The 21,057-nt window shown below is 38.3% G+C and carries 13 protein-coding genes, 1 tRNA gene and 1 pseudogene; 9 read left to right on the forward strand and 6 right to left on the reverse strand.

Annotated elements, in window-relative coordinates:
- The first annotated feature begins 2 nt into the window (after positions 1-2).
- From EWU23_RS10850 to EWU23_RS10860, 3 genes are all read left to right on the forward strand, one after another.
- On the forward strand, positions 3-992 hold the full coding sequence (locus EWU23_RS10850; RefSeq protein WP_166232056.1) for a FecR family protein: 990 nt from the start codon (positions 3-5) through the stop codon (positions 990-992).
- A 144-nt stretch (positions 993-1,136) separates the two neighbouring features.
- Complete coding sequence (locus EWU23_RS10855) at positions 1,137-4,547, forward strand: TonB-dependent receptor (RefSeq protein ID WP_166232058.1); 3,411 nt, start codon at positions 1,137-1,139, stop codon at positions 4,545-4,547.
- Between the two features lie 29 nt (positions 4,548-4,576).
- Complete coding sequence (locus EWU23_RS10860) at positions 4,577-6,073, forward strand: RagB/SusD family nutrient uptake outer membrane protein (RefSeq protein ID WP_166232060.1); 1,497 nt, start codon at positions 4,577-4,579, stop codon at positions 6,071-6,073.
- A gap of 237 nt (positions 6,074-6,310) precedes the next feature.
- Here the strand turns inward: EWU23_RS10860 and EWU23_RS10865 are convergent, their stop codons facing one another.
- The 3 genes from EWU23_RS10865 to EWU23_RS10875 are packed head-to-tail and all read right to left on the reverse strand — an operon-like array spanning position 6,311 to position 10,127.
- Positions 6,311-7,441 (reverse strand): alginate lyase family protein, encoded by a 1,131-nt coding sequence (locus tag EWU23_RS10865; protein ID WP_205753165.1) that lies wholly within the window; start codon positions 7,439-7,441, stop codon positions 6,311-6,313.
- The gene (locus tag EWU23_RS10870) at positions 7,438-8,967 is read right to left on the reverse strand and encodes an arylsulfatase (protein ID WP_166232064.1); all 1,530 of its coding nucleotides are present in this window, start codon (positions 8,965-8,967) and stop codon (positions 7,438-7,440) included. The genes EWU23_RS10865 and EWU23_RS10870 overlap by 4 nt, the downstream gene beginning before the upstream one ends.
- Entirely contained in the window at positions 8,964-10,127 is a 1,164-nt protein-coding gene (locus EWU23_RS10875) for a glycoside hydrolase family 88 protein (RefSeq protein WP_166232066.1), read from the reverse strand. The genes EWU23_RS10870 and EWU23_RS10875 overlap by 4 nt, the downstream gene beginning before the upstream one ends.
- Positions 10,128-10,700: 573 nt before the next feature.
- Between EWU23_RS10875 and EWU23_RS14360 the strand changes: the two genes are divergently transcribed.
- From EWU23_RS14360 to EWU23_RS10890, 3 genes and pseudogenes are all read left to right on the forward strand, one after another.
- Positions 10,701-10,991, forward strand: a complete 291-nt coding sequence (locus tag EWU23_RS14360; RefSeq protein ID WP_205753166.1) for a transposase — start codon at positions 10,701-10,703, stop codon at positions 10,989-10,991.
- Between the two features lie 53 nt (positions 10,992-11,044).
- Positions 11,045-11,274 (forward strand): annotated as a pseudogene (locus EWU23_RS14090) (IS3 family transposase); the annotation flags it as partial.
- A gap of 387 nt (positions 11,275-11,661) precedes the next feature.
- Positions 11,662-13,689, forward strand: coding sequence for a heavy metal translocating P-type ATPase (locus EWU23_RS10890; RefSeq protein WP_205753167.1), 2,028 nt, complete (start codon positions 11,662-11,664; stop codon positions 13,687-13,689).
- Positions 13,690-13,830: 141 nt separating this feature from the next.
- Here EWU23_RS10890 and EWU23_RS10895 read toward each other — a convergent pair.
- From EWU23_RS10895 to EWU23_RS10905, 3 genes are all read right to left on the reverse strand, one after another.
- Positions 13,831-13,902, reverse strand: a tRNA-Arg gene (locus tag EWU23_RS10895).
- A gap of 12 nt (positions 13,903-13,914) precedes the next feature.
- Positions 13,915-14,631: an RluA family pseudouridine synthase gene (locus EWU23_RS10900; protein ID WP_166232068.1), complete on the reverse strand. Its 717-nt coding sequence runs from the start codon at positions 14,629-14,631 to the stop codon at positions 13,915-13,917.
- Positions 14,632-14,639: 8 nt separating this feature from the next.
- Positions 14,640-15,836: an anhydro-N-acetylmuramic acid kinase gene (locus EWU23_RS10905; RefSeq protein WP_166232070.1), complete on the reverse strand. Its 1,197-nt coding sequence runs from the start codon at positions 15,834-15,836 to the stop codon at positions 14,640-14,642.
- A 338-nt stretch (positions 15,837-16,174) separates the two neighbouring features.
- Between EWU23_RS10905 and lhgO the strand changes: the two genes are divergently transcribed.
- The 3 genes from lhgO (at position 16,175) to ilvD (ending at position 21,011) form a co-directional block, all read left to right on the forward strand.
- The gene (gene lhgO, locus EWU23_RS10910; protein ID WP_166232072.1) at positions 16,175-17,374 is read left to right on the forward strand and encodes an L-2-hydroxyglutarate oxidase; all 1,200 of its coding nucleotides are present in this window, start codon (positions 16,175-16,177) and stop codon (positions 17,372-17,374) included.
- Between the two features lie 77 nt (positions 17,375-17,451).
- A complete protein-coding gene (locus tag EWU23_RS10915; protein ID WP_166232074.1) occupies positions 17,452-19,215 on the forward strand; it encodes an ABC transporter ATP-binding protein in 1,764 nt (587 codons plus the stop codon).
- 119 nt (positions 19,216-19,334) lie between these two features.
- The gene (gene ilvD / locus EWU23_RS10920; protein WP_166232076.1) at positions 19,335-21,011 is read left to right on the forward strand and encodes a dihydroxy-acid dehydratase; all 1,677 of its coding nucleotides are present in this window, start codon (positions 19,335-19,337) and stop codon (positions 21,009-21,011) included.
- Positions 21,012-21,057 lie beyond the last annotated feature (46 nt).

Here is a 21,057-nt window from a genome sequence, read left to right on the forward strand (position 1 = left end):
AAATGACAAATAAAGAATTTAAATCTATTCTGGAAAAATTCAATGAAGGCAAATGTTCAGAGGAGGAAATGCTAATTCTTAAGAAAATAGCTAACTCTAATTTACGGTTTGATGACCAAACATTTTTGAAATCAACTGATGAATCAGAAAAATTAATTTGGGAACAATTAAGTGAACAAATTGACAATGAAAATAAAATTTCTACAAAAAAATATTATTTGATAGCAACAAGTATAGCTGCTACTATTCTACTAGTAGCAAGTTTGGTTTTATTCATGAATATTGATGAGGAAAAAGTTAATGCGACCCAATTAAATAGAGGTGTTGAAACCAAAAATAATGCGAAGTCAATGCAAAAAATCACTTTGCCTGATGGTAGTCAAGTAATATTAGGAGAAAATGCACGAATTGTTGTTTCTGAAAACTTTGGGATTAAAACAAGAACGGTTTACTTGACAGGCGAAGCTTTTTTTAAAGTAAAGCGCAATGAAAAAATCCCATTTTTAGTTCATGTAGGTAAGTTAATAACGGAAGTATTAGGCACTTCTTTTAAAATAAGTAAACCTACTTCTGACAAGCAGATTGAAGTTTCTGTTAAATCAGGGAAAGTATCTGTTTATTCCCAAAACGATAAATCCAGTAAAAAATCCAACGGCGTCATTTTAACCCCAAATCAAAAGGCGGTATTTAATATTCAAAATAATACAATAAACGAGAGTATCGTAGATACTCCTGCCATACTTGTTGCCAATACACCTAAAAGTGATTTCGTGTTTGAAGATATGGGAGTTGAAAATATAATGAAAAAAATGCAAGCCATTTACGGAATTGAAATCATTTTAGTCAATTATAATTTAAATAAATGTGTCTTTACTGGAGATTTAAGCGGATTAAGTATGTTTCAGCAAATTGAATTTATTTGTTCATCGATTAATTCCTCCTATGAAATACGAGGCTCATCTATTTTTATAAATGGGGAAGGTTGTAAGTGATTTAAAACCTTATAGATTAAAATTTTATGATAAAAAACAAAAAAGAGAAACCCAGTATGTGCAGTGGTTTACAGATGATTACTTAAGCACAAGAAAATCAATATTTCAAAATTAAAACTATAATACCTTTAACTATGTAAAATTATGAACAAAAAATATGCATCCCCTAAATTGCTTTTAAAACTCATGAAGATTTCTTTTCAACAAATATTTCTGAGTATCATGTGCTGCACCTTTGCTTATGCAAACAATGCATTAAGTCAGGTTGAATTAAATGAACCTGTAACATTGCAAGCAGAAAATACTCAAATTAAAAAAGTACTCTCACTGATTGAACGTCAGGTAGATTATCGTTTTATTTATAGCTCAAGTACCATTAATGTAAATCAGAAGGTTAGTCTCAATGTGACTAACAAAAAATTAGAATCTGTTTTAAATGATTTATTCAAAACCATTTCTGTTGAATATTCTATAAGGGATAAACGGATTTTGCTAAGAAATAGTAATCAAAATGTAAACATTTCGACAGAGCATAGTATTAATGCAATTGATAAACCAGTTAAAGGTACCATTAAAGATGAAAATGGAGAAGCTTTACCTGGGGTTACTATTCAAATTCAGGGTACTCGACAAGGAACGCAAACTGATGTTAATGGAAATTTTGCTTTTTCATCTCTGAATGAAAAGGACATATTACTTATTTCATTTGTGGGTTATGTCAGTCAGAAAATTGAAGTAGGGAATAAGTCTATTATTGAAATTTCATTAGTATCAGATAATAAATCACTTGATGAAGTAATTGTTGTTGGATACGGTACTCAAAAGAAAAGTGATTTAACGGGTGCTGTAGGTACTATTAAAACGGATGCGATTCAAGAGCGTCGATCTGCATCCTTGAATCAAGCTATAGCGGGTAGGGTAACTGGTGTAAATGTTTCAGTAAACTCAGGCCGACCTGGTGGACGTTCAAATATAAGAATTAGAGGAAACACTTCGGTAAGTGTCGCCAATAATCCACTTTATGTAATTGATGGAGTTATTTTAAATGCGTCTGAATTGGCAAATGGTAGTACACCTATTGATTATTTAAATGCGAATGATATCTCATCCATTGAAATATTAAAAGATGCCTCTGCCACAGCTATTTACGGTGCAAGAGGTGCCAACGGAGTCATTTTAGTTTCAACGAAACGAGGAAGCCAAGAGGGTGGAAAAATCAGTTACGATACCGATTTTAGTGTTAGTGTTTTACCTAAAAAAATTCCATTATTGAATTCTACTGAATTTTTAATGGTGGAAGACCAAGCCTATGTAAATGCTAAAAAATATGATCCAGTTGGCTTCGCAGGTGGTAAATATGTGAATCCTGCAACCAAAAGAACGAACCCTTTATTATTTGATTCAAGTGGGAAACCCTTGTACAATACCGATTGGCAGGATGAATCATTAAGAAAAGCGATGACGCAAAATCATCAGTTAGCATTTACTGGAGGAAATTCGAAAGAAAACTATGGTTTATATCTAGGATATCGAAATGAGGATGGAATAATGAATGCGTCTTGGTTAAATAGATATTCCAGTAGATTTGTCATGGATAGCCAATTAAAGCCATGGTTAAAACTTGGAGGAACTTTGAGCTATAATTATCAGTCTGAAAGTCAGGTTGATCCCCTTGGTGGTGGCGGAATTATAGCGATGAGACAAGTATTGGAAGCTCTACCTATTATACCTGTTAAGTATCCAGATGGTAGATGGGGGAGTAACGAAGATTATCCTGGAATGGAAGGAGGAGGTAGTCCGATTCAAGTTTCTGAAGAACGTCTTTACTATTTAAAAACTCAATCTTTACTTGGTAATGTCTATTCAAATATTAATTTGGCTCCAGGGCTTGAATTAAGATCAACTGTGGGTGTAAATATAATTAATCAAGAAACGGATTATTATGGAGGTCGCTCATTGAATTACATTTCAAGAAATCAAGGTGGAGATGCTTATTTAACGTCAGATAGACATAATTCTTGGCAAATTGAAAATTATTTAACGTACAATAAGAAGATTTCATCCGATCATTCCATCGTTGCAATGATAGGCCAAGCAATTCAGCACGTTGATCGTTTTAATTTTACAGCAAGAGCTCAAAGGTTTCAGGACGATTATTTTCAATTTAATAATTTAGGAACTGGTGCAGTTACTCCTGCATCTTCATCAAGTTTAACAGCTTATGGATTAGATTCCTACTTTGGTCGTTTAAATTATAATGTTAAAGATAAATATTTAGTCACTTTTACAGGTCGTGTTGACGGCTCATCTAAATTTGGAGCTGCTAATCGCTACGCGGTATTCCCATCTGCAGCAGTAGCTTGGAAAATCATGGAAGAAGATTTTATGAAAGACGTTCCTTTCATTTCAAATCTGAAACTTAGAACGAGTTACGGATTTACGGGTAATTCAGAAATCACGGCATATCAATCACTTGCTGGATTAGGTAATTATGCAGTAATCTTCAATAATTCAAGACAAGTTGGTATTGGTATCAATCGATTAGCTAATCCAGATTTACGCTGGGAAAAAACGGAACAAATTGATGCTGGCTTAGAAGTTGGATTATTGAATAATAAAATAAATTTTGAAGTAGATATCTACAGAAAGCTTACTACTGATATGCTTTTAAGTGCACCTGTTCCTTCTAGTAGTGGATTTACAACAGTTAGTCAAAATGTGGGAAGTATGGAAAATAGGGGAATTGAATTTGCCATAAACACAGTAAATATTTCAAATAATAATTTTACATGGAATACGACTTTTAATATTTCTTTAAATCAAAATAAGGTACTTGCTTTAACAGGAGGTGCAGATATTTTTGTTGGTCAAACAGTCATCAGAGAAGGAGCTCCAGTGGGATCATTTTTTGGATTTGTTCACCAAGGAACTTGGAGCACCGCTGAAGAGTCTATCGCAGCAAAATATTTAAAAAAACCAGGTGATATTAAATATCAAGACACAAACAATGATGGAAAGATTAACGATAACGATCGAGTTATAATCGGTAAAGGTATTCCTGATGGTTTTGGTTCATTTATAAACACATTTAAGTATAAAAATGTAGAATTAATGATCGATATGCAGTATATGTATGGTAATAATGTACTATTTAGAAGTAAGCACTCTGCAGAAGATAGAACAGGAATTGCCAATAGTTTCAAAACTGTTCTAAATGGTTGGACCCCAGAAAATCAAAGTGCTACACTTGCTGAATTGCGACCAGTTTCTGCTGGCTATAATACCAATAATGATACAGACAAGATTCAAGACGGATCATTTATAAGAGGTAGAAATGCTGTTATATCTTATAAATTCCCTAGTGAAGTGACTAAAAAACTAAAACTAAGTCGCTTAAGAGCTTTCGTATCCGTACAAAATTTCTTTTTGTCTACGAAATTCCCAGGGTATGACCCAGAAGTTTCTACCTCAGGTTCCGCGTTTGATCAAGGTTTAGATTTATATGCCTATCCAAAAGCTAGAACATTCATGGTGGGTTTAAATATTGGTTTATAGAAAATTGTTTGACTAAAACATACACAAAAATGAAATACGTAATTAATAAATATTTGATATTAGCTCTCAGTTGCATAATGATTGTAAGCAGTTGTTCCAATTTTTTGGAGGAGCCTGATAAATCCAATTTTACCAAAGAAAATTATTTTACAAAACCTGAACATGCAGAGAGTATCATAAATTCAATTTATGAAAATATGAGAAACGTGCTGGGTGGAGGATTTAATGGAGGACCATGGATGATGCTTGAATTTTCTACTGGCTTAGCCAATACAGAATTGGGGCAAGCTCAAAATAGCATATTTGTTAGAAACTTGGTCAATAATTCAGATAATGCTTATGGCCAAACTTATTGGACAAGCCATTACAAGGGTATTGCTAATGCAAATTTAGCTATTGAAAAAATCCCAGGGATTAAAATGGATGAAGTTGCAAAGAAAAAGTTTTTAGGTGAAGCAAGGTTCCTTAGAGCTATGTATTATTTTGATTTAGTTAGAATATTTGGAAATATCCCTTTGATAACATCTTCTATTGATTTGCAATCAAAAGATCTTTATCCTGAACAATCTTCTATTGAAAATGTCTATAAACAAATAGAAACTGATTTGTTGGAAGCTGAAAAATCGGGTTTGCCTTTTAGAGATCCATCAGGCAGAGTATCGATGGGAGCAGTTAAATCATTATTAGCTAGTGTATATTTAACAATGGCAGGATTTCCATTAAATAAGTCGGAATATTTTGCTAAAGCTGCTGAAAAATCATTAGATGTGATTAACTCAAATCAATTCTCATTATTTACATCTTATGATGATCTTCATATTGCATCGAGGAAAAATAATGGAGAAAATATTTTTCAAGTTCAATATTTAGAAAACATTCTACCTTCAAATTGGCAGACATCCATTATTCCTTATAACCAAGGTATTTCAAACTATACGGATGAAACGGGTGCTATTTTCGCCAATAAAGAATTTGTAGAATCTTATGAAAAAGGTGATAAAAGAGCAGCTGAAAAACAATTTTATTATTCTAGCTACTCATTAAGAAGTAATAGAAATCAAACCAAAAATTTGGGTGGATATTATCTCTATAAACATTTTGATATTATTGCTCAAACATCCACGACTAGTAGTGGATTAAATTGGACACTTTTTAGATATCCAGAAGTCCTATTAACATATGCTGAAGCAGCGAATGAAGCTGGTGGTCCAAGTTCACTTGTCTTGAATGCAGTAAATTTAATTAGAAAAAGAGCAGAATTGCCTGCCCTAGAGGGTCTTTCAAAAGATGAACTTAGAGAGGCTATTTGGAAGGAAAGATGGTATGAACTAAGTTTTGAAAATAAAACTTGGTATGATATGGTTCGTTTACGTAAGGCTTTTAATGTTTTTACAAAAAAGTTTGAACCATATGTTGGGCATAAATTTTCATATGGCCCAACTTTATCTGAAAAGGAACTACTTTTTCCAATTCCAACAGCTGAAATTAGAAATAACAAAAAGTTAAAACAAAATAAAGGTTATTGATGAAGTTTCTCCCATTATAACCATTTACAATTTTCATAAAGAAAAAAAATAATAAATAAAACCCTTTGTATTTTACAAAGGGTTTTATCGTTTAATTTAAATTTGTAAGGCCACTTTTTTTATGACAAAACTAAAGAAGTGGGCATATCAACAATGTCTTTTTTGATCTAATTGATTTCAATTTATTACTGGTTTTTTCTTCAATTTTAAACCTTCCTCATAGGGATAATACATTTTTCATTGATTGGAATAGGAATACCATAAAATTGGATTTCGAATGGGAGAGTTTCGAATGACTTCCTGGTTGGTTGGGAAATGGTCTAATTTTCTCCAGATATTCATGGCGACTTGGTTGCCGTGAATGCCTGCGAAAAATAGGCAGGATTGGGCAATTGGCCATTGATCAAAATACATAACATCCGCAGGATATTTCCACTGCGATTTGTCTTGGATGTAGGGTAATAAAAATTGAATGCCTTTTTGTATACCTCGACCATCGGGCATTTTCCAGTCCCACATCTGAAGTACATGGGCCAATGTGGCCATGATGTCTAAATTAAAGAGTGAATATCCGTAGGGTTTGGTTCTTTTAAGTTCAAGGGGGAAAGAACCATCAGTGCCCATTTGGTTTGGGATAAAAACCTGCATGTAGCGTTTTCGACAAAAATCGACCAAGCCTGCATTACCCGTAAAAGAGGCAAAAACGGCTACTTGAAGCGCCCAGCAGGTACCATGGTTATTTAGTGCGTCGCGTTCTGCGAGGCCATAGGGATGGGTTGTCAGCCATTGGGTATATTCTTTAAACCAGCTGACGATGCGCGTGTAATCCTCAGCAGGTATGTGGAATTTTAGAGCTTCGAGGGCTTTGATGACTTCTAAGAAATGTATTGTATCGATGATGCCGATACCCCGACCGGTCATTCGACCTTTAATAGCCTGTGCATAAAGCAGTGAAGGATTCATACGCGTTTCGGGGTCGATGAACCATGCCCGAAAATGAGGTAGAGCGGCGAGAGCGAAGCGTTTTTGCTGAGTTAATTTATATGCGGATGCTAGGGACCCAACAATGTCGCTGAAGCGAATCATGGCAAGTCGGTGCGCCACAAAATTTTCCGGATTTGTTTCACCGTCGCGCTGAATATAAGGTCCGTCTGGATTGGCTGGATCGGGCCACCAATAATCTCCCTCAGAGTAGAAATCGTGGATATCGCCGGCGGAACGTGGACAAACGGTTGCGGTGACTGTGATGGGTTTTAGGCCTATTTGTTTATTTGCTTTTTCAATCGTCTTTACGATTAATTCCTTGGGGTAAATGTCTAAAGCAAAGCTAGAGAACGAAAGGCAGAGCAAAACGAGTATCATTTTCATTTGACGCCGAGGCTTTGGGCCCATTGAGTATATTTGTTCAAGAGATCGTTACGTTTTTCGGGCATTTGTTTTGCTAAATCATGTGCTTCGATGCGGTCTTTTTTTAGGTTGTATAATTCCCATTGTTTGATTTCGTCATCCCAAACCAATTTCCAATCACCCTCTCGGATGGCCCGATTTCCTTGGTGTTCCCAGGCAATGAACGGATGTGCGGCTCTGGTTTTTTGATTTAAAATAGGCAAAAGGCTTTTGCCTTGCACTGGTTTCGATGGGGTGCTGTGACTGACGTCTAAGAAGGTTGGGAAAAGATCCATGATGTGGCCCACTTGGTTTGTTCGAAAACCTTTTTTAATCAGTTTTGGAAAATGGACGATTAAAGGAGTGGAGATGCCACCTTCGTGCATCCAATGTTTATACATACGGAAGGGGGTGTTTCCGGCGGAGGCCCACTCTTTTCCATAAGTGGTGTAGCTACCTTTGGCACCAACTGGAGTAATTAAGGATTGTTGGTACCCTGCTTCACCTAGGTCACGCACAGAGCGGTCGTCTAAGATTTCGTGGCAGGCGCCATTGTCTGATAAGAAAACAAACATCGTATTTTCCCATTCGCCTTTGGCTTTGACCTCTTGCATAATTCGGCCGATTCCTTCGTCCATGATTTGCATCATAGCGGCATAGGTGGCCATTTTGTCGATGTAGACTGAAGGGTTTTTTATGGTGTCAAATCGGGCAATAGCCGGATCGATGGGTGGTAATTCGTGAATGTTTGTTAAAAGGCCTGATTTTTGTTGGCGTGCAAATCGATCTGCTCGTAGTTTTTCCCAGCCTTTTCGGTAGGTTTCTCGGTACTGGTCGATGAGTTTTACTGGCGCATGCAAGGGCCAATGCGGTGCTGTGTAGGCAACATACAGAAAAAAGGGTTTTTGAGCTTGAGCGGATTTCACGTAGGAAATGGCTTTGTCGCTGATGGCCTCGGTCATGTAGAAATGTTCGTTGGGCACGTATTTTTTATTATCCTCGACGAGTTGGCGTCTAGACAGCACTTCGTAATAGCTATTCGCACCAGAAATGAGGCCAAAATAATGGTCAAAGCCCCGTTGGTTCGGCCAGTCTTCTTGTTGTTCACCGACGTGCCATTTGCCCGACATGAACGTTTGATATCCATTTTTCCGTAATTCTTCCGCAATAGTTGGCGTTTCAAGGCTGAGAAATCCTTGGTAGGGTTGATAGGGTTTCGTATGGTCATACTTTCCCGTGGTCACCATGAGGCCCATGCCGGCTTGATGCGGATACATCCCGGTGAGGAGGGAGGTGCGGCTTGGGCAGCAGCGGCCTGCATTGTAAAATTGGGTGAAGGCAGCACCTTTTTGGCCTAATGCGTCAAGGTTTGGGGTTTTGATTTCGGAACCAAATAGGCCGATGTCGCTGTAACCCATGTCGTCTGCCAAAACCACAATGATATTCGGTTTTTTCTGGGCGAAAAGGGGTGTGCTGATTAAAAAAAGGAATAGAAAGAGATGTTTCATTTTTTATTTTTTTGACGAACAAGTGCTTCGAGGAAATAGTAGTCGGCGTAGATAATAGGTGCATCCACCTCAAATCCGTTGGGCAATCCTCCAGTGCTGTGTAGGAGCAACATGCCGTGGGCAGAGCCTACTGGGGCTAAATACGCAGGAGAGCTTAAGGAGCTAAGGATTTGGTCGGCATAGCCTTGGTAGTAGGCTTTTTTATCAGGTTGTAGTGTTGCTAAATCGTAAAATGCGGAAGCCATGATTGCCGCTGCAGAGGCATCACGGGGTACATTGGGAATTTTGGGGTCGTCAAAGTCCCAAAAAGGGACTAAGTCCTGTGGCATGCGAGGATGCTTGAGGAGGAATTGTGCGATGTTTTCAGCCAATTGGAGGTATTCTTTTTTGCCAGTTTCACGGTAGCAAACGGTGTAACCGTAGAGTGCCCAGGCTTGGCCGCGGGCCCAAGAGGATTCATGGGCGAAGCCTTGATGGGTATTTTTTTTGAGGACTTGGCCGGTATTGGGATCGTAATCGATGACGTGATAAGAGCTAAAATCAGGTCGAAAATGGTTTTTCATGGTGGTATTCGCATGAGAAACGGCCACCTTGTAAAAGGCTGAATCACGGGTTTCTTTGAAGGCCCAAAAAAGGAGTTCGAGGTTCATCATGTTGTCGATGATGGTAGGGTTTACCCATTTATCTCGACTATGGTCCCAAGAGCGGATGACTCCTGTATTAGGATTGAACCGCTTGATGTTAGTTCGAGCAGATTGAATGAGGATTTCTTTGTAGGCAGGATTTTGGTCGATTCGATAGCCATTTCCAAAACTTGTGAACATTTTAAATCCCATGTCGTGGGTACCCGCATTCATTTTTTCTTTTTCGAGCGGATTGGTAAAATTTTCAGCTTGGGCTGCCCATTTTTTTTTGCCCGTTAATTCATACAAGTACCATAGATTTCCGGCGAAAAATCCGGAACACCAGTCTTTGGGTGCAACTAAAATCAAAGAATCGTTGCGAACGGTTCTTGGGCTTACTTTATTTCCAGCTGTTTTACTCAGTCTAGATAATTCATTTAAAGAGAAATCTACTTGGGCTTCCAATTTATTTAGGAGGACATTTTGTGCTAACAAATTACTCGAGACAAAAAGAAAAAGAAGGATAATCTTATTCATATTATTGAATCAATAGCGTCCTAAACGTTTAAAAAAAGGAAGAGGTTTTTTTCAACTCCATTAACTTTGAGGAAAACCCAAAAACAGAGCCTCTTTCCATGGTAAACATAAGTTTATTTTCTCAAATTATCTCCAAGCTTGACGGAGGTAAATTTTCTCAATTAGTATTTAAAAAACATACTGACAAGCACAATAAAGGCTTTGATTTTGGACGCATTTAGTTTCCAGGCTTTTTTGTTAGTTCGCCAAGAGCACCTCGGTTCGAGATATTAGTAATGGACTACGTTCTGCAACAGGAAATCTAAATTTGGGTATTCAAAAAGCCCCATCCAAGTCCTCTGTTAGCTATCAAAATAAAAATCGGGATCATACTTTATTTAAGGAATATTATTTCAGCCTGTTGGAAAGTATAGGACAGCTTAGACAGTTTAAACAAGTTAAGTTTAGAATTAAGTCTAAGATCTTTCTTTTGGATTCGACTACCATAAGCCTTTGTCTTTCTTTATTTGACTGGGCTAAATACAAGACTGCCAAAGGAGCCATAAAAATGCACACGCTGCTTGATTATGTTACGTGAATATCACCGATGATAAGACTGCTGACAACAAAGGATCTGTTGATGTTCCTATGCAAAAAGGAAGCGTTATCGTAGCTGATCGCTATTACAATGATTTCAACCTATTAAATACTTGGGATAGCCATCAGGTGTTCTTTGTGATTCGACATAAACAAAACTTAAATTACCTGACCATAAAAGCAAATAAGTTACTTGAAAGTCCCAACTATAACCACGTAGTTAAATTACTCGACAAAACATTCAAGCAACACAAGCAAACCTCCAATCTAATCCTTCATTCAGATTAAGGGTGGCATTCCAGATGAAGCATTATTAAAAGAAATTAGCTAGTCAACAAGTGACACAAAGTATGTCTAGAAAGTGGAACTGCTTGGATAATGCAGTCATTGAAAACTTCTTTGGCATACTAAAATCAGAACTTTATTACAACAATAAATCTTAATCAATACAGCAATTAAAAAAAGAAATCAAAGCTATATTAAATACTATAATCATGAACGAATCAAAATGAATTTAAAAGGAATGAGCCCGGTAAACTACCGAGCTCATTATCTAAAATCAATTGTTTAATTTTGTCCAAACAATTGGGTGCAGTTCATTATTGCCTGAACCCATTTTTTGTGTTTATTGACGTATTTTGAGGATTTTGTGTGCAGCAATTGGTGTGTTTTTGGAGGTTTGCTGCACAAATTCAAATATCTAAAACTTCGTGTAAATTGGAGGAAGTAAAAAGAACTCTTCCAATGTTGAAAATTAACAATTTATCCCGCAAAGAACTTTACGATCTTGTTTGGTCAAAACCAATATCAACGCTTTCAAAAGAGTTTGATATAAGTGATTTCGACTTGAGGAAAATCTGTAATTTTAAGATTATAGACTTTTACTCATTAACCTTCAAATAGGGTTCAATTAACATATTTGAAAAGAAAAATGATTCCTATTTTAAATTTATATTAGATGATAAATACAGACTCCAACGACAAGCATAACTCAAACGTAACTGATAAAATGAATTGTTGTTCGGAAGAAGAAATTTATACGAATGAACGAGGAAAACAATTGTTAAATAAAGAGCAGAATATTAGAAGCGTTGACCGGTTACCAAAAGTAAAAAATGTGGGTATCAATTGGAAAGAATACCAGACTTCCATCATAAGTTTTGCGATGCTCAGCATTGGTCTTATATCGGATAACTACTTCAAATTTTCTTTCTTTACAAACTATGTTCGACTTGCATGGTATGCAATTGCTTATCTTCCTGTTGGACTGCCGGTAATCAAGGCAGGTTGGAAGGCCATTGTTAATAAAGATTTTTTCACTGAATTTACATTAATGGTATTGGCTACAGTCGGTGCTTTTGCCATAGGTCAATATGCTGAAAGTGTGTCAGTAATGTTGTTCTATGCAATTGGCGAATTGTTTCAAGGTGCTGCAGTCAATAAAGCTAAAAATAACATTAAGGCTTTACTTGATGTAAGACCCACTTCAGCAAGCGTTCTTAGAGCCAATAAATATGAGGAAGTAAATCCTAATTCGGTTCAAATAAAAGAAATCATACAAATAAAGGTTGGTGAAAAAGTGCCGCTAGATGGTGAAATGTTAAGTCTTGGTAGCAGCTTTAATACGTCAGCTCTTACGGGTGAAAGTAAACCAAAATCTATATATCAAGGAGGGCAAGTTTTAGCCGGTATGCTGAACCTTGAAAAGGTAATTCAACTGAGAGTAACAAAGAAGTTTGCGGATAGCTCAATTTCAAGAATTTTAGATTTGGTACAAAATGCAACCGCACGTAAAGCACAAACCGAATTATTCATTAGAAAGTTTGCCAGAGTCTATACCCCAGTTGTTTTCTTTTTAGCAGTCGCATTGGTCGGGATTCCTTACTTTGTTTTGGATACTTATGTATTTAATGAATGGCTTTATAGGGCATTGATTTTCTTAGTAATCAGTTGTCCGTGTGCATTGGTTATATCTATACCATTAGGCTATTTTGGTGGAATTGGCGCTGCTTCAAGAAACGGTATTTTGTTTAAAGGTTCTAACTATTTGGAATTAATGGCAAAAGTAAATACTGTAGTAATGGACAAGACGGGAACACTTACGGCAGGTGTTTTTAAGGTACAAGAAATTGTAACAAAAGGTATGGACAAGATAGAGTTCATGAAGACGCTTTCTGCAATTGAAAGCAAATCTACACACCCCATTGCAAAAGCGATTGTCGAGTATGTAAAGAATGAATCATACACATACGTGGTAGATGAAGTACATGAGATTTCAGGTCATGGACTTAAAGGTAAAGTGAATAAGATAGACGTATTAGCCGGTAACACTAAGCTGTTAAAAAAATTTAATATAGAATACAATGAGGATATTGATAATATTGTTGAAAGCATTGTGGTAGTAGCAATCAATAATCAATATTCAGGATATGTGATTGTTGCGGACGAAGTGAAGGAAGATGCGCTAGACGCTATAAGACAAATGCATAAAAATGGGATTTCTCAAACAATAATGCTAAGTGGGGACAAAAATGCTATCGTCCAAAAAGTGACAAAATTCTTAGGAATAGACACTGCGTTTGGCGACTTATCACCCGAGGATAAAGTACAAAAAGTAGAAGAGTTAAAACGGGATAAAACAAAAACAATAGCATTTGTGGGCGATGGAATAAATGATGCTCCTGTATTGGCTTTAAGCGACGTAGGCATTGCTATGGGGGCGATGGGAAGTGATGCAGCTATAGAAACGGCCAATGTAGTTATTCAAACAGACCAGCCATCGAAAATTATAACTGCCATCAAAATTAGCAAAGCCACAAGAAGTATTGTATATCAAAATATCATATTGGCCTTTTCAGTAAAAGCAATTGTTTTAATCTTGGGAGCTGATGGATTAGCGACCATGTGGGAGGCCGTATTTGCAGATATGGGTGTAGCTCTTTTGGCAATTTTGAATGCCGTAAGAATTCAAAGGATGATGTTTTAAATTTATACTTTTTAAATGAGTAGATTAAATCTTATCAATTTTATGATTTAATATTCTTTTTGATAAATTCAGAAATCATCTTACATAAAAAAGGACATCCCTTGTTGAAATGTCCTCTCGTATAACTGATTCATTATTTTGTGACCCCGGAAGGAATCGAACCTTCATATTAGGTACCGGAAACCTACATTCTATCCATTGAACTACGGAGCCAAAGGGCCAAAATTACGAAAACTTCTCCAACTGTTTAACAAGCACTCCGAAATCTTTCGGGTAAGGTGCCTCTACCGTGATAGGGCTACCATCCAATAAATTGAAACTCAAACTATGCGCATGCAAGGCTACCCGACGAATTAAGGGCAACTCTTCCGTATCTTGTTTGAGATGAAACTTCTTTTTTAATTCCGATAAATAAATATCCTTACCGCCATACATAGCATCCGCCACAATGGGGGCCTTTAGGCAAGCTAAGTGAATACGTATCTGGTGCATACGTCCCGTGATGGGCATACACTCCACCAAGGTATAATTTTTGTACACTTTCAAGGTTTGAAACCAGGTCTCGGCATGTTTTCCTTTCGCTCGGTCTATGACTACAATCCCATCTTTCAAAGGGAGAATGGGTAAATTGACCAACATGCCATCCCAATCATGCATGCCTTCCACCACGGCATGGTAGCGCTTGGCCGTTTCTCGATGCTCAAATTGCATGGAAATATGTCGGTATGCCTCTGGGTTCTTCGCAATCACCAAAGCGCCCGAGGTCTCTTTGTCTAAGCGGTGTCCCACCTGCGCATCATCCGAATAGGCCTTGGCCAACCGTAAAATGTTGGGAGCAAACACATCTTTGCGCTCATCCAAGGTGGAGATTCCAGAAGGTTTATTGATGACAAAAAAATCGCTGTTTTCGAAAAGGATAGCGTCCTCTATTTTCCATTTCATAGACAAATTTAGTTCGGTAGGCTAATTTTTCCTAAACTTAACCAAGGGGAATCCCCTAATCGTCTATTCGCTGCTACTTGATCATCCATCAATGTCTCGTTGGCCAACAAGGCAAAAAGCACAGCTTCCTTAGCTTCAGAGGCTATCCCCAATTGATCGCTTTCGCTTACTTGCATATGAGGATTAATCTTGGCAAGGCGCTCCATCAACAATGGATTTTTACTTCCTCCACCACTGACAATCAATCGACAATCCATCGTTTGAATCGCTGGAATATAACGTTGCATGGCCTTGGAGATGCTTTGGGCCGTCAATTCAGTCAAGGTTCTTAGCGTATCTACAGGGGTCAAAGAATATCCATTTTCTTGAATGACCTGATTTAATAATGCCAAATTGAAATATTCAGGCCCAGTGCTTTTGGGGAAAGCTTCTTGGAAAAAAGGTAAATTCAACAAAGAGTCCAATAAAGGAATATGCAAAATCCCTTGTCGGGCTAGTCGCGCATCTTTATCATAATGAAAACCTGGGAAATGTTGGCGCACATAAGCGTCCAACAAAGTATTACCAGGTCCTGTATCTGTCACTAAAATGTCTTTGGGGTCTTGACTGGCCGACAAATACGTAAAATTTCCAATGCCGCCAATGTTCAACAAGATTCGATGTTCTCCTTTTTTAGAGAATAAAAAATAGTCGCCATAAACAGCCAAAGGTGCACCTTCGCCACCACCTGCGATGTGTTTTTGTCGGAAGTCGGATAAAGTAATGATACCTGTCAAATGCGCGATATGGTCCCCATCGCCAATCTGCAAGGTAGAGTCGGGCAAATTCCCTGAACGCATCGGGCGATGCATCACGGTTTGTCCGTGAGAGGCAATGGCGTCTACTTCTTGTGGGGTAATCCCCCAGCTTTGTAAACTGTCCAAAATATATTGCGCATGTAAGCGAGCTATTTGCGCATTCAAAGTCGATAAACTAGGAAAATGAATCTGCTCCTTGGCAAAAACCTCGCGAATGGCTTGCTTGAATTCCTCAGGATAGGCAATGGTCTGGTGTTTGACTAATTCCACCTGGGTGTTTAGGCCAAATCCACTAAACCGACAAAGCGCTAGGTCTAATCCATCCAAGGAGGTACCCGACATCAAGCCTAGAATCAGTCGACTAGGCTTTTGAGCAATCTGGTATAATTGGGCGATTTGTGGATTCAATTTTTATTGATGGTTTAAAATAGGTGTACAAGTAATTCTAATGAATATCATCATAGGTTGGTAGATTTGACAACTTGAACCTTCCATTTGACAACGAGATTTGACAACTTTTCAAAAGTTGTCAAATCTTAGTGCCATTAACTTAACTTAATGACTAAACACAAATAATAAACCTAAGAACAACTAAACCAGTTATCTTAACCCCATGCTTAGCACTAGCAAAGCTACAAAAAAAGAGGCTTTCCCCTTGACATAAATTATCAAGCTAGTGATAATTAATTGATAATTCCACCACCCGATTCTGTATATTTGTATCATTTTTAAACAATTTGACATTCATGGCTTTAGATGTAATTATTGTGGGTGGTGGTATCGTAGGTCTGGCAACAGCCCATCGATTATTGGAAGCAAAACCCGATTTGCAAATCGCCCTATTCGAAAAGGAAAATATGGTTTCTCTGCATCAAACAGGGAACAATTCCGGCGTTATTCACTCAGGATTGTATTACAAACCGGGCTCCTTAAAAGCCCAAAATTGCATCGAAGGTTATCATCAATTAATTGAATTCTGCGATAGGGAATCTATTCCTTATGAGTTGACAGGGAAGATCGTGGTGGCCAGTAATCACGAGCAGAGAAGTCAATTGGAGAATTTATATCAACGAGGCCAACAAAATGGTTTGGAAGGTTTAAAGAAACTTTCTTTGGCTGAAATGCAAGAACATGAACCTTATGTGACGGGGGTTGAGGGGATGTGGGTGCCACAAACGGGAATCGTGGATTACCGAGTGGTAGCTGCTAAATTAGCCGAAAAAATCCAAGAAGCGGGTTGTAGCATTCATTTGAATGAACAAGTAATTGGTATTACCAAAGGCATCAGTTATTCCATAGTAGAAACGGTCAAAGGGGTTTATGAAACCAAATTGATTATCAATTGTGCGGGTTTATATTCTGACGAAGTTGCCCAATTGTCGCAAAGAGAGCCTCTAGACGTACGAATTGTGCCCTTTAGAGGAGAGTATTTTAAATTGAGAAAAGAGAAAGAGTATTTAGTTAAAAACCTCATTTATCCCGTGCCAGACCCTAATTTCCCGTTTTTAGGGGTACACTTTACACGTATGATGCGAGGTGGCGTGGAGGCGGGACCTAATGCGGTATTGGCCTTTAAAAAAGAAGGTTATAAGAAATTAGGGGTCGATTTCAAAGAACTTTGGAATACCTTAACTTGGCCAGGCTTTCAAAAAGTGGCTGCCAAATATTGGGAAACAGGTATGGGAGAAATGTATCGTAGCTTCTCCAAAGAAGCTTTTACAAAAGCCTTGCAAGTGTTAATTCCCGAAATTCAGGAGCAAGATTTAGTGGAAGGTGGTGCGGGAGTACGCGCCCAAGCTTGCGATCGCAATGGAGGTTTATTGGATGATTTTTCCATCGTTGAAGATGCCAAAATCATTAACATATTAAATGCACCTAGTCCGGCAGCTACTTCTTCCTTATCCATTGGTAAGACAGTGGCGGGGATGGCATTAACTAGATTTTAACAGTTTTATGGGCTTGGGGAACCCAAATTCGCTTGAACACGTTCAAGATTTTTACCTTCACCATTAGACAATTCCCGATGAAATTATTATTTACCTATTTAAGTCATTACCGATGGCGTGTGGTGGGAGCCTTAGCGCTAGCTGCTACCAACCAGATTTTTTCATTGATGGACCCCTATATTTTTAGGAAAATCATTGATGATGTGGCGGCCGTATATCGTTCGAATACCCATACCATGGACCAATTCATTCAGGCTATTTGGCCTTTAGCGTTGGCTTCTGTCGGAGTGGCATTCGTTTCTCGAGTAGCCAAAAATTTCCAGGATTACGTCATCAATACCGTAACACAAAAGGTAGGAGCCAATTTGTATTCCGATGGTATTCGTCATTCCTTGGAATTGCCCTATGAAACCTTTGAAGATCAGCGTTCAGGAGAAACATTAGGGAAATTGCAAAAGGTGCGTATCGACGTGGAGAAATTAATCACAGTTGGTATTAATATTCTATTTCAATCGGTCATTGCCTTGATTTTTATCTCAGTCTATGCCTTTTCAGTACACTGGATGATTTTGCCTCTGTTTTTATTGACAGGACCGCTAATCGCCTTTGTTTCATCCGTGCTGAGTCGGAAAATTAAGACCATACAGATACAAATTGTCAAAGAATCCACCGCCTTGGCAGGTTCCACTACGGAATCTTTAAGAAATATTGAGTTGGTAAAATCCCTTGGATTGGCAGATCAGGAAATTCGTCATTTGAATGCCACCACAGAGAAAATCTTATTGTTGGAGTTGAAGAAAGTACGTTATGTGCGTTCTATGGCCTTTGTTCAGGGAACTTGCGTGAATTTATTGCGTATGCTCATGGTAGTCGTCTTGATTTATTTAATTTATCAAGGTCAAATCACTATTGGTCAGTTTTATTCCTTAAATATCTATTCCTTCTTCTTGTTTAATCCATTACAAGAGATTGGTAATGTGGTGAATACCTACCGAGAGGCCGAGGTATCTTTGCAGAATTTTGAACAGATTTTGAACATTCCCGTAGAGAAGAAGCCAGAGAATCCTAAGGCCATCTCTTCGATTCAAACCTTGCAATTTGATCAAGTCAGTTTTCAGCATCAATCCGCTAATTCGGAAGCCTTGAACAATATAAGTTTTGATGTCAAAGGAGGTGAGACCATTGCTTTTGTGGGTCCATCAGGTGCTGGAAAATCGACATTAGTGAAATTGCTGGTAGGTTTGTACCGTCCAAAAAAAGGAAAAGTGTTTTACAATGGCGAGGAAGGGGAACACATCGACTTCGATCAATTGAGAAAGAAAATAGGTTTTGTGACCCAGGATACCCAATTGTTTTCAGGCTCTATTCGTGAAAATTTATTGTTTGTCAATCCGAATGCTACTGATGCCCATTGTTTAGAAGTATTGGAAAAAGCGGCTTGTCAAACGTTATTGGCCCGTGCCGACAAAGGTTTGGATACCTTGATTGGTGAGGGTGGAGTGAAGGTGTCAGGTGGAGAAAAGCAGCGTTTGAGTATTGCCCGGGCATTATTGCGTGATCCTAATTTATTGGTTTTTGATGAAGCGACCTCGGCACTGGATTCCTTAACAGAAGAGGAAATCTCGGAAACGATTCGGGCTATTTCTCAGGAAGCAGAGCATTTGACTATTTTGATTGCGCACCGTTTATCGACCATCATGCACGCGACTCGAATTTATGTGCTGGAAAAGGGACGCATAGTCGAACAAGGTTCGCATGAGCAGCTCATTGAAAGCAAAGGTTTATATTATGCTATGTGGCGCCAGCAAGTAGGAGAAAATAAATCCAGCGAAAGCTTGTAAGATACCTTTAAAAAATTTTGCAATTCCTTGATTACCCATACATTATTTGGGAATCTTTTGTTTCAGACAAATAGGATTGCGTATATTTGTTGTTTGAAAAAATTTCATACCAAAAGACTATGTCATTAAATAAATTCTCCAAAACGCTTACTCAAGAGATTACAAACCCTGCAGCTAAGGCGATGTTGTATGGAATCGGATTGACTTCTGAGGACATGCAAAAAGCACAAATTGGTATTGCTAGTACAGGTTATGAAGGTAACCCATGTAACATGCACTTAAATGGTTTGTCGGTCCATGTGAAAAAAGGAATTCAGGAGAACGGCATGGTGGGTTTGATTTTTCACACCATTGGGGTGTCGGATGGTATGACCAACGGAAATGATGGCATGAGCTATTCTTTGCCATCCCGTGATATCATTGCAGATTCCATTGAAAACGTGGTAGGAGCCCAGTGGTATGATGGTGTTATTGCTGTCGTAGGGTGTGATAAGAATATGCCGGGAGCTATGATGGCTTTGGCTCGTTTGAATCGTCCAGGCATGCTTGTTTACGGAGGAACCATTAAATCAGGTTTATACAAAGGAGAGAAATTAGATATTGTTTCGGCTTTCGAAGCTTTAGGAAAGAAATTTGCGGGAAACATTTCTGATGAAGATTACGAAGGAGTTATTCGTAATTCCATCCCAGGCCCAGGTGCTTGTGGAGGTATGTATACCGCTAACACTATGGCATCTTCGATGGAGGCCATGGGTTTGGTATTGCCTAATTCATCGACTTACCCAGCTACGCACGAAGGTAAAAAAGAAGAATGTTTGGCCATAGGTGCGGCCATGAAGGTTTTGTTGGAGAAGAATATTTGTCCACGGGATATCATGACACGTCATGCCTTTGAAAATGCTATGACTGTGGTGATGGCATTAGGAGGTTCGACCAACGCAGTATTACATTATTTGGCCATTGCACATTCGGCGGGGATCAAATTTACCTTGAAAGATATTCAGGATATTTCGGATCGTACTCCATTATTGGCTGATTTGAAACCTTCCGGTAAATATTACATGGAAGATGTGTTAGCTATTGGTGGAATGCCAGCTATTTTGAAATATTTATGGCAGCAAGGCTTTTTACATGGAGAATGTTTGACCGTGACAGGTAAGACTATGGCGGAGAATTTAACTGAGGCTCCCGATTTGAATTTTGAAACACAAAAAATTATATATCCTGTAGCTACACCGATCAAAGCTACGGGTCACTTGCAAATATTATATGGCAATTTGGCTACGGAAGGTGCTGTTGCAAAAATTACAGGTAAAGAAGGAGAGCGTTTTGAGGGTACAGCCAAAGTGTGTGAGCGCGAAGAAGAGGTGATTGAGTTTATCTCCAAAGGAGAAATTAAGCCAGGGCATGTGGTGGTCATCAGAAATGAAGGCCCTAAAGGTGGTCCTGGAATGCCAGAAATGCTAAAGCCAACTTCTGCTTTGATGGGAGCGGGTTTAGGAAATAGTGTGGCGATGATTACGGATGGACGTTTCTCAGGAGGAACGCACGGTTTTGTCGTAGGTCACGTGACGCCAGAGGCGCAAGAAGGAGGAAACATAGGATTGGTTAAGGACGGGGATAAAATTACGATTGATGCAATAGATAATCGGATTATCTTGCACGTATCGGATGAAGAATTGGCAGAACGCCGTAAATTGTGGAAACCTTTGGTTTCTGAGCACACTTCTGGAGTTTTGAGAAAATACATCAAAAATGTGTCATCAGCCAGCTTAGGTTGTGTCACAGATTTGTAAAAAATGACCAATTCAATTTTTTTCTAGATGCGTATGACTTAAATTA

This window comes from Aquirufa beregesia, from assembly GCF_011090385.1.
In the GTDB taxonomy this organism is placed as follows: Bacteria; Bacteroidota; Bacteroidia; order Cytophagales; family Spirosomataceae; genus Aquirufa; species Aquirufa beregesia.

What these genes read in the sequence shown, in the direction of transcription:
- lhgO (WP_166232072.1), top strand. Translation starts at nt 16,175, where the DNA reads ATGGCTTTAGATGTAATTATTGTGGGTGGTGGTATCGTAGGTCTGGCA.
- EWU23_RS10860 (WP_166232060.1), top strand. Translation starts at nt 4,577, where the DNA reads ATGAAATACGTAATTAATAAATATTTGATATTAGCTCTCAGTTGCATA.
- EWU23_RS10900 (WP_166232068.1), bottom strand. Translation starts at nt 14,631, where the DNA reads ATGAAATGGAAAATAGAGGACGCTATCCTTTTCGAAAACAGCGATTTT.
- EWU23_RS10855 (WP_166232058.1), top strand. Translation starts at nt 1,137, where the DNA reads ATGAACAAAAAATATGCATCCCCTAAATTGCTTTTAAAACTCATGAAG.
- EWU23_RS10850 (WP_166232056.1), top strand. Translation starts at nt 3, where the DNA reads ATGACAAATAAAGAATTTAAATCTATTCTGGAAAAATTCAATGAAGGC.
- ilvD (WP_166232076.1), top strand. Translation starts at nt 19,335, where the DNA reads ATGTCATTAAATAAATTCTCCAAAACGCTTACTCAAGAGATTACAAAC.
- EWU23_RS10870 (WP_166232064.1), bottom strand. Translation starts at nt 8,967, where the DNA reads ATGAAACATCTCTTTCTATTCCTTTTTTTAATCAGCACACCCCTTTTC.
- EWU23_RS10875 (WP_166232066.1), bottom strand. Translation starts at nt 10,127, where the DNA reads ATGAATAAGATTATCCTTCTTTTTCTTTTTGTCTCGAGTAATTTGTTA.
- EWU23_RS10915 (WP_166232074.1), top strand. Translation starts at nt 17,452, where the DNA reads ATGAAATTATTATTTACCTATTTAAGTCATTACCGATGGCGTGTGGTG.
- EWU23_RS10865 (WP_205753165.1), bottom strand. Translation starts at nt 7,441, where the DNA reads ATGAAAATGATACTCGTTTTGCTCTGCCTTTCGTTCTCTAGCTTTGCT.
- EWU23_RS10890 (WP_205753167.1), top strand. Translation starts at nt 11,662, where the DNA reads ATGATAAATACAGACTCCAACGACAAGCATAACTCAAACGTAACTGAT.